Below are 13,979 nucleotides of genomic sequence, written 5' to 3'. Positions count from 1 at the left end.
CTAGTTGTGATAACTAAATAACCTATACCGTCAGCAGGATAGGAGCCGTCAGAAAAACCGGCTAATTTATACTCTTGACAGGGCAATAGTTCAACAATAAAAGGACCAATGCCTGATTGCACAACCAAACCACGCCTTTGACACCATGGCAGAATTGAATCTGATGAGCTTTCAGTATGACCAGTCGCGGCCGGCAGCTCCCGGCCGCTTCCCAGTTCCGGCAGCGGTGCGAATCGTCACCGGAGCGGATCTCCACTCGATCGACAAGAGGCGACAATGGCCAATCTGATCATCGGCAAAGGCCTGAGCAAATCGTATGGCGCCCGCACGCTCTTTCACAATATCAACCTGTCGATTGCGACAGGGGAACGGATCGGGCTTGTCGGCCCCAACGGATCGGGGAAATCTACGCTGCTGCGGATCCTCTGCGGTATCGAGGATGCGGATTCGGGTCAGGTCGTCTGTCAGAAACTTGCCCGGATCAGCTATCTCGCCCAGGCCGATAGGTTCGACGAGCAGGCGACCGCCACCGATACCCTCCTTAAAGCACTTCAGGATTCCCATTTTACCGAGACCGAACGCTATACCCGGGTCCAGACCCTGCTCAGTCTCGCCGGGTTCAGGGCGGACAAGGTCCCGGTCGGTGAATTGTCCGGCGGTTGGCGCAAGCGGCTCTCCATCTGTCGATCGCTTCTTGTCTCCCCGGATGTGCTGGTGATGGATGAGCCGACCAACCATCTCGATATCGAAGGAATCCTCTGGCTCGAAGGTCTGCTCAATGGCATGCAGGGGATGGGGGTTTCCGCCTTCCTGCTGGTCAGTCATGATCGGCAGTTCCTCGAAAACTGCACCAACCGGGTTTCGGAGCTGTCGGCAGTGTATCCTGACGGGATTTTTCAGGTTGACGGCAGCTACTCCAGGTTTCTCGAAGAGCGGGCCGCCTTTCTCGCGCTTCAGACCCAGGCGGAGGAACGCCTTGCCAACAAGGTCCGACGCGAGACGGAATGGCTTCGCCGCGGACCGAAGGCGCGGGCGACCAAGGCCAGATACCGGATTGACGAGGCCGGCCGTCTCCAGGACGAACTCAGCCGGGTCAGGACGCGCAACCGTGCTTCTTCGGCGGTGCAGATCGACTTCGAGGCGACAGGGCGAAAAACCAGAAAGCTGCTCGAGGGAACCGGTATCGCCAAATCATTTGCCGGCAAAACGCTGTTCTCCGGCCTTGATATCCAGCTCTCACCGGGATCGAGGATCGGTCTGCTGGGCAGAAACGGCTGCGGGAAGTCGACCCTGATGCAGATTCTCGCCGCAGCCGTTGATCCTGCGGGCCTGCGACCGGATGCCGGGGTCCTGAAGCCGGCCGACGGGGTCCGTATCGTCAGTTTTGACCAGAGACGTGAGCAGATCCAACCGGAGGTAACGTTGCGCCGGACCCTGGCCCCGGATGGCGACGCTGTCGTCTATCAGGGGCGATCTCTGCACGTGGTGTCCTGGGCAAAAAAATTTCTCTTTCGTGTCGACCAGCTGGAGACGCCGTTGGGACAGCTCTCAGGCGGTGAACAGGCCCGCATCCTGATCGCCGCGTTGATGCGGCAGCCGGCCGATATCCTGCTCCTTGACGAACCGACGAACGATCTCGACATCCCCTCACTCGATGTCCTCGAGGAAAGCCTGCAGGAATTTCCCGGGGCCCTCGTCCTGGTCACCCATGATCGCTTCCTGCTTGATGCCGTCTGCGACCGGATTCTCGGTTTCGATGGCATCGGCGGCGTGGCCTGGTATGCCGATTACGAACAGTGGCTGTTCCATATCCAGGAACGGGAAAAGGCTGATCGTCCCGCGGCGGCGCCGGTGACGGCCGGGTCTGCCGACGAAGGGGGGCGGAAGAAGGCCGGCCGTCTCTCGTACCTGGAACAGCGCGAGTTCGATCAGCTCGAGGAGCGGATTGCGGCCGCCGAGGTTGTGCACGAAGGACTGCAGCAGACGATGGAATTGCCGGAGACGGTCGCCGATCCGGCCCGGCTTGCCGAGTGCTGGGAGAATCTTCAACAGATCGGCGAGGAGATCGATGCCCTGTACGACCGCTGGGCTGAACTCGACGCCAAAAAGGAGAGCGGAGGTTGATCGGCGCCGGGGCAGACGGTATCGTTGCCCGCCCCGACGCAGGCCGTTGACGCCGGTCAGCCTTCGCGGATCTCGATCTTCCGCGGTTTGACTGCCTCCGATTTGGGCAGGTGCAGTTTGAGGACGCCGTCGGTGAGTTCGGCGTCGACTCTGGCAAGATCGATCCCCTGCGGTACGGAAAAAACGCGGCGGTACTGGGCGGAGCTGAATTCTGCCATCAGCTGGCCCTTGACCGCCTCCACGTACCGGTTGCCGATCAAGGTCAGCTGGCCGTTATCGAGATCGATGCTGACATCCTCCTTCTTCACTCCCGGCAGATCGGCGTACACGAGATATTCATCGTTGTTCTCGTAGATATCGACGCTGGGGATCAGCACGGTGAGTTTTGCCGGTTTCTCCACGGCCGTCTTTTCAGTCTGGGCGATCGGGTTTTCCTGTGTCATGGCAGACCTCCTGTTCAGATCGTCTCGTTTCATCAGCGGATGGTTATCTGCTGCGGGCGTGCCGCAACGCTTTTCGGCAGGACAAGACTGAGCATGCCGTTCTTGATCGAGGCCGAGGCCAGGCCGCTGTCGACTTCGATCGGAAGCGTCATGCTCCGGGTGAAGGTCGGGTTCTCCCGTTCCCGGCGGTGGACGGTATATCCTTCCGGCCCGGCCGCCTTGCGTGAGCCGCTGATCTCGAGGTAATTGCCCTGGACCTTGATCTGGATGTCTTCCCGGGCGAAACCGGGGAGTTCGATGCGCATTTCCAGCTGTTCTCCGGTATCGTACAGGTTCATCTTGGGCCACCCGTCAGGGGTTCCCCAGCCGCCCTCGAAGCGCGGCAGACGGTCATATGTCTCGCCGCTCAGCAGATTGAAGGTGTCCCGCAAGGCATCCATCGATGATAGCATCTGCTGCAGATCATGAAATCGCGTTCGCATAACTGCACCTCCTGTTGGTTATGGATGGACTGATGGAAAGATGGCCTGATCTGTTGCTGCTAATTGTACTCGATTGAAATTATATATAATTTTGGTATGCGAAAAAGAAAATAAGAAGGCCTCCGGTGCATGTCAAGTGCTGCAAAGTGGTGTGCGTCGCGATTCGCGGGACAAGCCGGCGGTGAAAGTACTTGCCTCTCGACTTTGCTTTGGTCTAGTCTGGAACTGAAAGGTACGCCTCGATTTCATCGACAATCAGCCGGCAAGGATATGCGGATCGCGATTCTTTCAGATATTCATGGAAATTTGGAGGCCTTGGAAGCGGTTGCGATCGACCTCCGGGCCAGGGAGGTGGACCGGATCGTCTGTCTCGGGGATATGATCGGTTACGGCCCCGATCCCGAGGGGGTTGTCCGGTTGGTGCGAAGACTGAAATGCCTGGCGATACTCGGCAACCACGAAGCGGCCCTGCAGTCGACGGAGGCGAGACGGTGGATGAATTTTCAGGCCCGGGAGAACAACGTCCGTACCGAGCAGCTCCTTGGCGAAGAGAGCCTGGCCTATTGCCGCAGTCTGCCGCGCTCCGTGCTGCTGGCCGAGGCATTGTTCGTCCACGGTTTTCCGCCCGAATCGGTTTTCATCTACCTGTTCAGACAGACTGATCGGAAGATAGCCGAACTCTTCGCTTCATCCCCGCTATCGCTCTATTTTGTCGGTCATACCCATGACCTGCAGCTCGTGCGGCAGACGGAGGGAGAGATCGTCCGTATGCCGCTGGCCGAGGGGACGATCAGGCTGCCGGAGGACATGGGGCAGATCGTCAATGCCGGCAGCGTCGGCCAGCCGCGGGACGGCGACCTGAGGGCCAAGTACCTGGTGTGGGACTCGGTCACCCGGTTGCTGCAGGTGCTGTTCGTTCCCTACGATTGCCGGATCACCGTCGCCAAGATCCGTCGGCTTGGCTTTCCCGATGCCTATGCCGAGAGGCTGTGCCGGTCATGAATCAACTCGGCAGATACGAGGTCGTCGGCCGTCTCGGCCGGGGCGGCATGAGTGTGGTCTACAAGGGGCGGGCGCCGCTCACCGGCAGGATTGTCGCCCTGAAGGTCCTTGCCCCCCGGGACGAACTGCTGGTCGATCTCGCCGGCGAGGACCTGCTGCGGCAGGCGTTCTTCGACGAAGCCCGGATCATGGGCGGCATCGCCCACGCCCATGTCGCCGGGGTGGTGGACTGTGACGAGGCAGGCGGCCACCCCTTCATCGTCCTCGAGTACTACGCCCATTCGCTCGGCACCTTGATCGGCGAAGCCTACGAGGTCGAGCGGCCCTCGCGCACGATCTCGGTCGCCAAGACCACCCGCTATCTGCTGCAGACCCTGAAGGGGTTGGAGCGCCTCCACTTCGCCGGCATTGTCCATCGGGATCTGAAACCCTTCAATCTGATGCTGACCGGCGACGACCGGGTGAAGATCATCGACTTCGGTCTGTCCCGGGTTCGCGGCGAAGAGCGGCAGGGGATCAAGGGCCTGCAGGTCGGGTCGCCCTTCTATGCCGCCCCGGAGCAGGAAATCCGGCCCGAAGCGGCGGACGAGCGGGCCGATATCTATAGCACCGCGATGCTCGCCTATCGGCTCCTGACCGGGCGCCTGGCTGCCCCGGCGCAGGGGGACGTGCCGCTGCCGAGCAGTCTGCGGCCGGATCTGGGAGGAGGCTGGGACGAGTGGATCATGTCCGGCCTTGCCCCCGAACCGTCGCACCGGTTCGCCACCGCCAGGCGGATGCGTTCGAGCCTGGAGGATGTCTATGCCGCCTGGAAGGCGACCTCGGCGGCCGGATGCCGGTTCGAGGAGGACGAGGAGGACGAGGAGGAGCGGGGTTCGGCGGTGATCATGCGCCGGGAGGCACAACGCATCCGTCATTGCCAGGTGCAGGCGGAAGTCGGTCTCGACCGGTTGATGCGACCGACCGCATACCACCCACACCAATTGCGGTCAGGGGGCGACCGGCTTGTCCTCGATCCCCTGACCGGCTTGCTGTGGCAGGGGCAGGGCTCGGAATTCCCGCTTGACTGGAGGCAGGCGGGAGAGTATGTGGAGCAGTTGAAGCGGCAGGGCTGGGCCGGCCGGCGCGACTGGCGGCTGCCGACCCTGCCGGAGTTGCTGACCATTCTCCGCCCTCCCACCGTCGAGCGGGATTTCTGCCTCCCCCCGCTCTTTTCCCGGAAGATACACTGGCTGTGGAGCGGCGACTGGTGTTCCCTGCGGCAGGCATGGATGGTCGATATCGTCGAGTGTTTCGCCGAGCGGCTGGATAAGGATGGGACCGCTTCCGTCTGCGCCGTCTGTTCCATCTGAAACACCGCATCAAAACGGTGATGCCGCCAGCGGACGCCTCGCCGTCGCTCCCCTTCAAGCCACCCCATGGACGTGATGAAAAAAAAACCGAGAAATCGACATCGTATTGATAGCTTGAAAGACAGAGAAGAACTTGTCCTGGTCGTCAAGGGTGAAACGGAGTTGTTGAAATACCTGGTCGACAGCGTTCCGGCGAAGCGCCGCAACACCATCAAGGCCGTCCTGCGCGACAGGCAGGTCTCGGTGGACGGCAAGGTCGTCACGCAGTTCGATCATCCCCTGCATCCGGGCCAGCAGATCAGGGTACGGTGGGAAAAAATCCCCTTCAACCGGCTCTACCACGGGATACGAATCGTCTTCGAGGATCGCGATCTGATTGTCATCGACAAGCCGGCGGCGCTGCTGACCGTTGCCACCGAAACGGAAAAACGGCGGACGGCCTACAGCATCCTCAGCGATTACGTCAAAGAGCGGGACCCCGCCGCCAAGATCTTCATCGTCCACCGCATCGACCGGGAAACCTCGGGGCTGCTGCTCTTCGCCAAAAACGAGGGCATCCGGGACAGGATCCAGGAGACCTGGATGTCGACGATCACCGAGCGCACCTACGTGGCGGTGGTGGAGGGCCAGGTGGAACCAGCGGCGGGGACGGTGACCTCCTGGCTGACGGAAAGTGCCGCATTCAAGGTGTATTCGAGCCGGAAGCCGGACCAGGGGAAGAGGGCGGTCACCCATTACCGGACGATCAAGGGCAATCGCGATTATTCGCTGCTCAGCCTTTCCCTCGAGACCGGGCGCAAGCACCAGATCCGGGTCCACCTCCAGGATATCGGTCATCCGGTCGTGGGAGACAAGAAATACGGGGCGATCAGCAATCCCATCAAGCGCCTCGCTCTGCATGCCCAGGTCCTGGCCTTTATCCATCCCGTCGACAATGTCCCCTGTCGGTTTGAGAGTGCTGTTCCTCCGTCGTTCCTGCGGTTGTTCGCTGTGAAATGATCACCATTCCTCCTGGAGACCGCGGCAGGGATTGGGTGGAGATCTCGCCAGCAGTCTGTGTTAACCTCGGCTGCCGAATTGTCTTGCATTAATTGATGGATCCTTTTAAGATGACAATCTTACAATTATTTTGAGCATACACTTTCCCGCCTCCAGCAGTGTCTTACTATCGCACCGCCTGATGCCGCCAAAGTTTCTGCTGACTACGTTAAAGGAGATCCAGTATGAAACTTTTTGTCGGTAGTCTTCCCTTCGATATCACCGAACCGGAACTTGTGACCCTTTTCGGAACCTATGGCAGCGTCGTTGCCGCCAATCTGGTTACCGATCATTTTTCCGGTCGTTCCAAGGGTTTTGCATTTGTCGAGATGTCGACCAGATCAGAAGGACATAAGGCTATGGAGGATCTCAACGGCAAGGTCTATAAACATCGGACCCTCGTCTGCAACGAGGCCAAGCCCCCCAAGAAAAAAGGGCGGCGATTCTGATCCGCGGCGCTTGTCCCCTTTACCACGCAACCATCTGCCATCGGCACGGATTTCAATGCAGAACGGATGTCCCGCTTCCCCGTTGACGATCGAATGTGCTGAAGACATTTTTCGTTTTCAATTATTGAGAATGAGATGGCGTCCCTTTTCCTTCCATTCGGGATGGAAGCGGGAAAAGCATATATACAGCACCTTGAAAAGGTGCCAGGAGTTTGAATGAGTTTTTCTGTCTTTCAGTTTCACCCCCACATCACTGCCGCCGTCAAGTCCAGCGGTTACACCAGTCCGACCCCGATTCAACAGCAGGCCATTCCCCCCGTTCTCGCCGGGCGTGACGTCCTGGGCCTGGCCCAGACCGGCACCGGCAAGACGGCAGCCTTTGTTCTGCCGATCCTGCAGCGTTGTCTTCAGCATCCTAAGAAAGGAGTCCAGGCCCTGGTAATCGCTCCGACCCGTGAACTGGCCGAGCAGATTCACGAGTACTTCGCGCGGATGGCGGCGGGGACAAGGATTCGCAGCACCGTCATCTACGGCGGTGTCAGCAAATCCGTGCAGGCACGGAAATTGCGGGAAGGCGTGGAGATCATCGTCGCCTGTCCCGGCCGGCTCCTCGACCACCTGCAGGATAGGGCCGTCGATCTGCGCCATGTCGAGATGCTGGTCCTTGACGAGGCCGATCACATGTTCGACAAGGGATTTCTGCCGGATATCCGCCGGATAATCAAGCAGACGCCGCAGCAACGGCAGACCCTGGTCTTTTCGGCCACCATGCCCCGCGAGGTGCGCCATCTGGTCGAGGACATCCTTGCCGACGCCGTAACGGTGCAGATTGATCACCAGCGGCCGATCGACACGGTCAGCCACTCGATCTATCAGGTCGAGCAGGCCGGCAAGTCCGCCCTGCTGCAGGAGATTCTTCTCCAGCCCGATATCCGTAACGCCCTGGTCTTCACCAGGACCAAGCACAAGGCCCGGAGCCTGGCCCAGGTCCTCGACAAGGCCGGATTCAAGGCCACCGCCCTGCAGGGGAACATGTCGCAGCCGAAACGGCAGCAGGCCCTGGAAGGGTTCAAGCGGGGAACCTACACCATCATGGTTGCCACCGATATTGCCGCCAGAGGGATCGATGTGTCCGGGCTATCGCATGTGATCAATTTCGATATGCCGGACACCTTCGAGGCCTACACCCACCGGACCGGCCGAACCGGTCGGGCCACCTGCGTCGGCGATGCGTTCACCTTCGCCACCGGTGACGACACCCAGTTGGTGAGGCAGATCCAGAAGACGCTTGGCACCGCGGTATCGATCAAGAAGGTTGCGCGTCCGAGCCGACAACCGGCGGTTGCGGTCGAGGCAGTGAAAAAGGTATCCCCGGTCGGCCCGGTCAGCGGTGGCGATACGCGGGGAAAAACCAGGCGGGGACGGGCGAGATCGTTTGATTTCGGCCTGTAATCGCCGGGAGAGATGGCTGCCCGGGCGTTCCGGGCGGCTTGCCGGAAGATCGAAGATCGGCCGGTTTGAGAACAAAGAGGTCACAGAGTGACCGAGTACAAGGGAGCAGTACAATGGCTGAAGGAACAGTGAAGTGGTTTAATGATGCAAAAGGCTTTGGTTTTATCGCTCAGGATGGCGGCAACGACGTTTTCGTCCACCATTCGGCAATCCAGGGAGACGGGTTCAAGTCGCTTGAGGAAGGTGCCCGGGTGACATTTGACATTGTTTCCGGGGCGAAAGGACCGGCTGCAGCAAACGTCAAGAAAGTGAGATAAAAAACATCCCTGCGCACCTCTCCCGCTGGAAGGGGGATGTGCGCATTGATGGGAAATTTTCGGCTGAAGGCCTTCGTCTCTGCGTCCGGCGGCTTCGACCTGTTTCAGGTCTGTCGGTGGAAGAAGGCGCCGACGGCCTTGAGTACACGACCGATGTCGCGACGGTTGACATCGAGATGGGTCACCAGCCGGAGCGGGTTGCCGGGGCTGATGAGAATCCCTTCGGCCTGCAGGTCGTCGGCCAGTTTTTGACAGAGATCGGCCTCGATGCCGGCAAAGACCATGTTGGTCTGCACCGTGGCCGGATCTACTTGTAACGCCTCAAACTTCTGCAATCCCCTGGCCAGCCGGCCGGCGTTGTCATGGTCATCGGCCAGCCTGTCGATATGGTGGGCGAGGGCGTGCAGTCCCGCCGCCGCCAGGATTCCGGCCTGCCGCATGCCGCCGCCGCAGACCTTGCGCCATCGCCGCGCCTCTTTGATGAACTCCCGATCGCCGCAGACCAGCGAGCCGACGGGGGCGCCCAGGCCCTTCGACAGACAGACCGACACCGAATCGAAAGGTGCCGTTAATTCTTGTACATCCATCCCCAGTTTGACCGCCGCGTTGAAGATGCGGGCGCCGTCGAGGTGCAGTCGCAGTTTCCTTTCCCTGGCAAATTCGCCGGCCTTCTGCAGATAGTCGGGGGGCAGGACCTTGCCGCCCTGGGTATTTTCCAGACACAGCAGTCGGGTCCGGGCGAAGTGGAAGTCATCGGGCTTGATCGCCCTGGCCACCCGTTTCAGATCGAGCGTCCCGTCAGCCTCGAGATCCAGCGGCTGCGGCTGGATGCTGCCCAGCACGGCGGCGCCGCCGCCTTCATATTTATAGGTATGGGCCTGCTGGCCGACGATATACTCCTCGCCCCTGGCGCAGTGGGTCATGATGCTGAGAAGGTTGGCCTGGGTGCCGCTGCAGGTGAAGAGGGCGGCCTCGAAACCGAGGCGGTCGGCGGCGGTTGCCTCGAGCCGGTTGACGGTCGGGTCGTCGCCGTAGACGTCGTCGCCGACCTCGGCGGCGGCCATCACCCGGCGCATCGCCGGGGTCGGCCTGGTCACGGTATCACTGCGTAAATCAATGATCTTCATGCCTTTTCCGTTGTTCGTTGGCCGGGGATGAGCTCTGCCACAGCGTACGACGGCAATGATCCCGGAACGGTATTTGTCGATACCTCCGAGGCAGGGGGGACGGTTGCGCACTCCTCGAAGATCCTGGCCCGGCAGCGCCGGCAGGTATCCCTGTCGAGGGCGCCGAAAATCCCGGCAATGGCCCCAGCCTTTGATTCATAGATGTTTTCGGCTCCGATTTCAAGGAGATATTCGAAAAACATGAAGTGATCGCAGGCCCCCTCCTTGACGTCGTAAAGGTAGAGGTTGCCGCCTTTGGCGTGGAGATTTCTGCCCAGGTCGAGCACAGGATCAGGCTTTCATAGGAGCTGGCCTGCAGAATTTTTCACTGTCATCTGCTGGGAAATGCCGAGCCCCGCTCTTTATCCCGCGCTGAGACGAATCTCGGGGATCGATCTATCTGGATCCGATCAGGGCCAGAAACTGGTCCTCGCTCAGGATCTGCTTGCCGAGCTCTTCCGCCTTCCTGATCTTCGACCCGGGCTTGTCGCCGGCAACGATGTGGGTGGTCTTCTGGGTCACCGATGTCGCAATCTGGCCGCCATGGTCTCTGACCAGCTTCTTGGCCTCATCCCGTGACATCGATTGGAGACTGCCGGTGAACAGGACGACATGGCCGGCCAGCGGCTGGCTGCCGGTGTCGACGGCCGGCGGCAGCGGTTGAACGCCGATGTCCTCGAGGCGCTGCAGCAGTTCCCGGCCGCGCCGGCTGGTGAAGAAGTCGATGAGGCTCGTCGCCGCCTGCTCGCCGATGCCCTCGATCTCGAGGAGCTGCTCCCGGGTCGCCTGCCGCAGCTGGGCCAGCGAGGAAAAGTGCGATTCCAGGACCGCGGCGCTGATCTCGCCGATATAGCGGATGCCGAGGGCGGCGAGAAAGCGGCCGAGCGGCGGCCTGGTCTTGGCCCTGATCGCGGCAACGAGGTTTTCCGCCGACCTCGTCCCCCAGCCGTCGAGGTTCTCCAGCGAACTCGGCTCGAGGGTGTAGATGTCGGGAATATCGGTGATCAATCCCAGCTCGAGGAGCTGTTCGACATTTTTTTTGCCGAGCCCCTCGATATCGAGGCCGGCCTTCGAGGCGAAGTGGATCAGCCCCTGCAGCCGCTGGGCGGTGCAGTGCAGGTTCTGGCAGCGGGTCACCGCCTCACCGGCCGGCCGGGTCAGGGGCTGGCGGCAGGCCGGGCAGAGGGTGGGCATGACGACCGGTGTTTCGGTGCCGTCGCGTTGTGCGGTGATCGCCAAGACGATTTCGGGGATGACGTCGCCGGCCCGCTGGACCAGGACGGTATCGCCGATCCGCAGGTCCTTGCGGGCCAGTTCGTCCTGATTGTGGAGGGTGGCCCGGCTGACCGTGACCCCGCCGACGGTGACCGGTTGCAGGATGGCGACCGGGGTGATCGCTCCGGTCCGTCCCACCTGGAATTCGACGTCGATCAGGCGGGTGGTCTCCTGCTGCGGCGGGAACTTGCAGGCGATGGCCCAGCGTGGGGCCCGGACCTTGCTGCCCAGCCGGTCCTGGAGCTGGAAGGAGTCGACCTTGATGACCATGCCGTCGATCTCATACGGCAGGCTGTGGCGGAGGGCGGCGAATTCGGCGAAGCCGGCGATGACCTCGGCGATCGTCGGGCAGCGCCGGGTCAGTTGGTTGACCGGCAGGCCCAGCGTCGCCAGGTAGTTCAGGAGTTCGTACTGGCCGCTGCAGCCGGTGTCCTTCGGGGTGGCAACCCCGTAGGTGAAGAACTTCAGCGGCCGTCTGGCGGTGATCGCCGGGTCGAGCTGGCGCAGGGAGCCGGCGGCGGCGTTGCGCGGGTTGGCGAAGGGGGGGCGGCCGGCCTGCAGCTGCTGTTCGTTGAGTTTGGTGAGGCCGTCGTTTTCCATGTAGACCTCGCCCCGGATCTCGAGCAGGTCGGGAGCCGGGTGATGCAGGCGCAGCGGGATCGACTTGACGGTGCGGATCTGGTCGGTGATGTCCTCGCCGGTCTGGCCGTCGCCGCGGGTCGATCCCTGGACCAGCAGGCCATCCCGGTACACCAGTTCGACGGCAAGGCCGTCGAGCTTCGGCTCGATGACATAGGCCGGCTTTTCGGTGAGGTTGAGAAAGCGCCGCAGCCGCTCCTCGAAGGCGACGATGTCGGCCTCGGTGAAGGCGTTCTCGAGGCTGAGCATCGGCAGGCGGTGCTGCACCTGGGTAAAGCTGTCCAGGGGGGGGGCGCCGATCCGCCGGCTCGGCGAGTCCTCGGTGACCAGTTCCGGGTGACGGGACTCGAGATCAAGCAGTTCCCGGAACAGCCGGTCGTACTCGGCATCGGAGATCGTCGGCGCGTCGAGGGTGTAATAGCGGTAACCGTGGTCGTTGAGCTGGCGGCGCAGTTCGAGTATGCGCTGGGCGTCATCCATGTCGTCGTTCTTCCGGTGGATTGGGGATCCTGCCGGCCTGGGCGATGGTGTCGCTCCGGCCGCGGCATACATCGTTGCAATATACAGTATGTGACTTCCGGCAAGGGGATCTTCGAATCAAGTATATACCCCATCCGCCGGCCCTGGCTAAACTATTTTGCGCCCGGCGCAAACATCTGCCGGCGCACGGCACTCCGGCTTTCCTGTTGCCCGCCGGCGGCTATCCGGCTATGCTTGCCTTGCAGTCGTCGGCGTGGGCTGCAGGGCCTGATCCGGTATCCATGCCGGCGGCAGGGATCGATCGCACAAAAACCGGTGGGGGGAACATGCATATCTTGGTGACCGGAGGGGCAGGGTACATCGGCAGCCATACCTGTCTCGCATTGCTGCAGGCCGGGTATCAGGTGACGGTGATCGACAATCTCTGCAACGCCAGCGAGGAATCACTGCGGCGGGTCATGGAACTGAGCGGCCGGGACCTGGTCTTCCACCGCGCCGATCTCTGCGACAAGGAGGCGATCGATGCCGTCTTTCGCGGCACCCCGACGCCGTTTGACGCGGTGATCCACTTCGCCGGACTGAAGGCGGTTGGCGAATCGGTCGGCGCCCCGCTGCGCTATTACCGCAACAACCTCGGCGGCACCCTGGTGCTGTGCGAGGTCATGGCCGCCCACGGGGTCAGGGACATCGTCTTCAGCTCGTCGGCGACCGTCTACGGCAATCCGGCCACCGTGCCGATCACCGAGGACTTTCCCCTCTCCTGCACCAACCCTTACGGCCGCACCAAGTTGATGATCGAAGAGATCCTGCGCGATCTCCACATCGCCGACCCTCTCTGGAACGTCATTCTGCTCCGCTATTTCAATCCGGTCGGTGCCCATGCCAGCGGGCGGATCGGCGAAGACCCGCTCGGCATCCCCAACAACCTGATGCCCTACATCGCCCAGGTCGCCGTCGGGCAACTGGAGTGCCTGTCGGTGTTCGGCGACGACTATCCCACCCCGGACGGCACCGGGGTTCGCGATTATATCCATGTCGTCGATCTCGCCCTGGGCCATGAAAAGGCCCTGCTCCGCCTCCGGCAGCGACCCGGGGTCGCGATCTACAATCTCGGCACCGGCCGCGGTTGCAGCGTTCTCGAAATGATCGCCGCCTTCGAGGGGGCCAGCGGCCGGAAAATCCCCTACCGCCTCGCCCCCCGCCGGGCCGGGGATGTCGCGATCTGCTACGCCGATCAGGCCAGGGCGGCGGAAGAGCTGGGATGGAAGGCGGAACGGGACGTCCGGCAGATGTGCGAGGACGCCTGGCGCTGGCAGATCGCCAACCCCTCCGGCTATCGCTGACGCCGGTCGCCGGCGGGGCGAACCAGCCTCGTCATCCGGTTCGTCATCGCCGCACCTTGTCCTTCACGGTCAAGCACCCGCCTCAGGGGGTGGCGCCTGTCATCCCGACAGGTCGTGCCGCCGGTTTCTTTCCTCTCGTCGTGCCGGGTTTCTTCCCGGATCACTCGAAATTCCCGCATGTCTAACCGGATTAACAGGTAACTGGCTGAATTGTCTGATGGTTAATCTTCCTGACGGTGGACGTTCGCCGACGGGTCGAGGGGCTGCCGGGGATGGTGGATGCGAGGCTTTCTTTCTTTTTTTGTCGTGATTCCAGGTTGATATCAAGTTTCAAGGCAAATGCAGATGTCGATATCAATAAATTAAATGGCTCAGATCATTATTGATAATTTCTCTTGATATTGATCCGGGGCAATG

The 13,979-nt window shown here is 61.4% G+C and carries 14 protein-coding genes; 8 read left to right on the top strand and 6 right to left on the bottom strand.

Annotated features, from left to right (window positions below):
* The first annotated feature begins 276 nt into the window (after positions 1-276).
* Entirely contained in the window at positions 277-2,124 is a 1,848-nt protein-coding gene (locus tag HNQ81_RS05155) for an ABC-F family ATP-binding cassette domain-containing protein (protein WP_183348990.1), read from the top strand.
* A gap of 56 nt (positions 2,125-2,180) precedes the next feature.
* On the opposite strand, the gene HNQ81_RS05150 is transcribed toward HNQ81_RS05155, so the two are convergent.
* Together HNQ81_RS05150 and HNQ81_RS05145 are read right to left on the bottom strand one after the other, a co-directional pair.
* Positions 2,181-2,567 (bottom strand): Hsp20/alpha crystallin family protein, encoded by a 387-nt coding sequence (locus HNQ81_RS05150; RefSeq protein WP_183348988.1) that lies wholly within the window; start codon positions 2,565-2,567, stop codon positions 2,181-2,183.
* Positions 2,568-2,599: 32 nt separating this feature from the next.
* A complete protein-coding gene (locus HNQ81_RS05145; RefSeq protein WP_183348986.1) occupies positions 2,600-3,049 on the bottom strand; it encodes an Hsp20/alpha crystallin family protein in 450 nt (149 codons plus the stop codon).
* 129 nt (positions 3,050-3,178) lie between these two features.
* Between HNQ81_RS05145 and HNQ81_RS05140 the strand changes: the two genes are divergently transcribed.
* From HNQ81_RS05140 to HNQ81_RS05115, 6 genes are all read left to right on the top strand, one after another.
* Complete coding sequence (locus tag HNQ81_RS05140; protein ID WP_337833423.1) at positions 3,179-4,051, top strand: metallophosphoesterase family protein; 873 nt, start codon at positions 3,179-3,181, stop codon at positions 4,049-4,051.
* Positions 4,048-5,403 (top strand): protein kinase domain-containing protein, encoded by a 1,356-nt coding sequence (locus tag HNQ81_RS05135; RefSeq protein ID WP_240191754.1) that lies wholly within the window; start codon positions 4,048-4,050, stop codon positions 5,401-5,403. The genes HNQ81_RS05140 and HNQ81_RS05135 overlap by 4 nt, the downstream gene beginning before the upstream one ends.
* Before the next feature lie 114 nt (positions 5,404-5,517).
* On the top strand, positions 5,518-6,402 hold the full coding sequence (locus HNQ81_RS05130) for an RluA family pseudouridine synthase (RefSeq protein WP_205240273.1): 885 nt from the start codon (positions 5,518-5,520) through the stop codon (positions 6,400-6,402).
* Between the two features lie 224 nt (positions 6,403-6,626).
* Entirely contained in the window at positions 6,627-6,890 is a 264-nt protein-coding gene (locus tag HNQ81_RS05125) for an RNA recognition motif domain-containing protein (protein WP_035232637.1), read from the top strand.
* A 216-nt stretch (positions 6,891-7,106) separates the two neighbouring features.
* Positions 7,107-8,342 (top strand): DEAD/DEAH box helicase, encoded by a 1,236-nt coding sequence (locus HNQ81_RS05120; protein WP_183348978.1) that lies wholly within the window; start codon positions 7,107-7,109, stop codon positions 8,340-8,342.
* A gap of 113 nt (positions 8,343-8,455) precedes the next feature.
* On the top strand, positions 8,456-8,659 hold the full coding sequence (locus HNQ81_RS05115) for a cold-shock protein (RefSeq protein ID WP_183348977.1): 204 nt from the start codon (positions 8,456-8,458) through the stop codon (positions 8,657-8,659).
* A 104-nt stretch (positions 8,660-8,763) separates the two neighbouring features.
* On the opposite strand, the gene ltaE is transcribed toward HNQ81_RS05115, so the two are convergent.
* The 3 genes from ltaE to ligA all read right to left on the bottom strand — a co-directional run bounded on the left by ltaE (position 8,764) and on the right by ligA (position 12,219).
* Positions 8,764-9,786, bottom strand: a complete 1,023-nt coding sequence (ltaE, locus tag HNQ81_RS05110) for a low-specificity L-threonine aldolase (RefSeq protein WP_183348975.1) — start codon at positions 9,784-9,786, stop codon at positions 8,764-8,766.
* Positions 9,783-10,112, bottom strand: a complete 330-nt coding sequence (locus HNQ81_RS05105) for a hypothetical protein (RefSeq protein ID WP_183348973.1) — start codon at positions 10,110-10,112, stop codon at positions 9,783-9,785. The genes ltaE and HNQ81_RS05105 overlap by 4 nt, the downstream gene beginning before the upstream one ends.
* Before the next feature lie 109 nt (positions 10,113-10,221).
* On the bottom strand, positions 10,222-12,219 hold the full coding sequence (gene ligA / locus HNQ81_RS05100; protein WP_183348971.1) for an NAD-dependent DNA ligase LigA: 1,998 nt from the start codon (positions 12,217-12,219) through the stop codon (positions 10,222-10,224).
* 326 nt (positions 12,220-12,545) lie between these two features.
* Between ligA and galE the strand changes: the two genes are divergently transcribed.
* On the top strand, positions 12,546-13,562 hold the full coding sequence (gene galE, locus HNQ81_RS05095) for a UDP-glucose 4-epimerase GalE (protein WP_183348969.1): 1,017 nt from the start codon (positions 12,546-12,548) through the stop codon (positions 13,560-13,562).
* Here the strand turns inward: galE and HNQ81_RS05090 are convergent.
* On the bottom strand, positions 13,553-13,726 hold the full coding sequence (locus HNQ81_RS05090; protein ID WP_183348967.1) for a hypothetical protein: 174 nt from the start codon (positions 13,724-13,726) through the stop codon (positions 13,553-13,555). The genes galE and HNQ81_RS05090 overlap by 10 nt on opposite strands.
* Positions 13,727-13,979: the final 253 nt, after the last annotated feature.

Source organism: Desulfoprunum benzoelyticum, from assembly GCF_014201505.1.
Lineage (GTDB): Bacteria > Desulfobacterota > Desulfobulbia > Desulfobulbales > Desulfocapsaceae > Desulfoprunum > Desulfoprunum benzoelyticum.
This window is presented reverse-complemented; position numbering and strand designations above follow the sequence as displayed.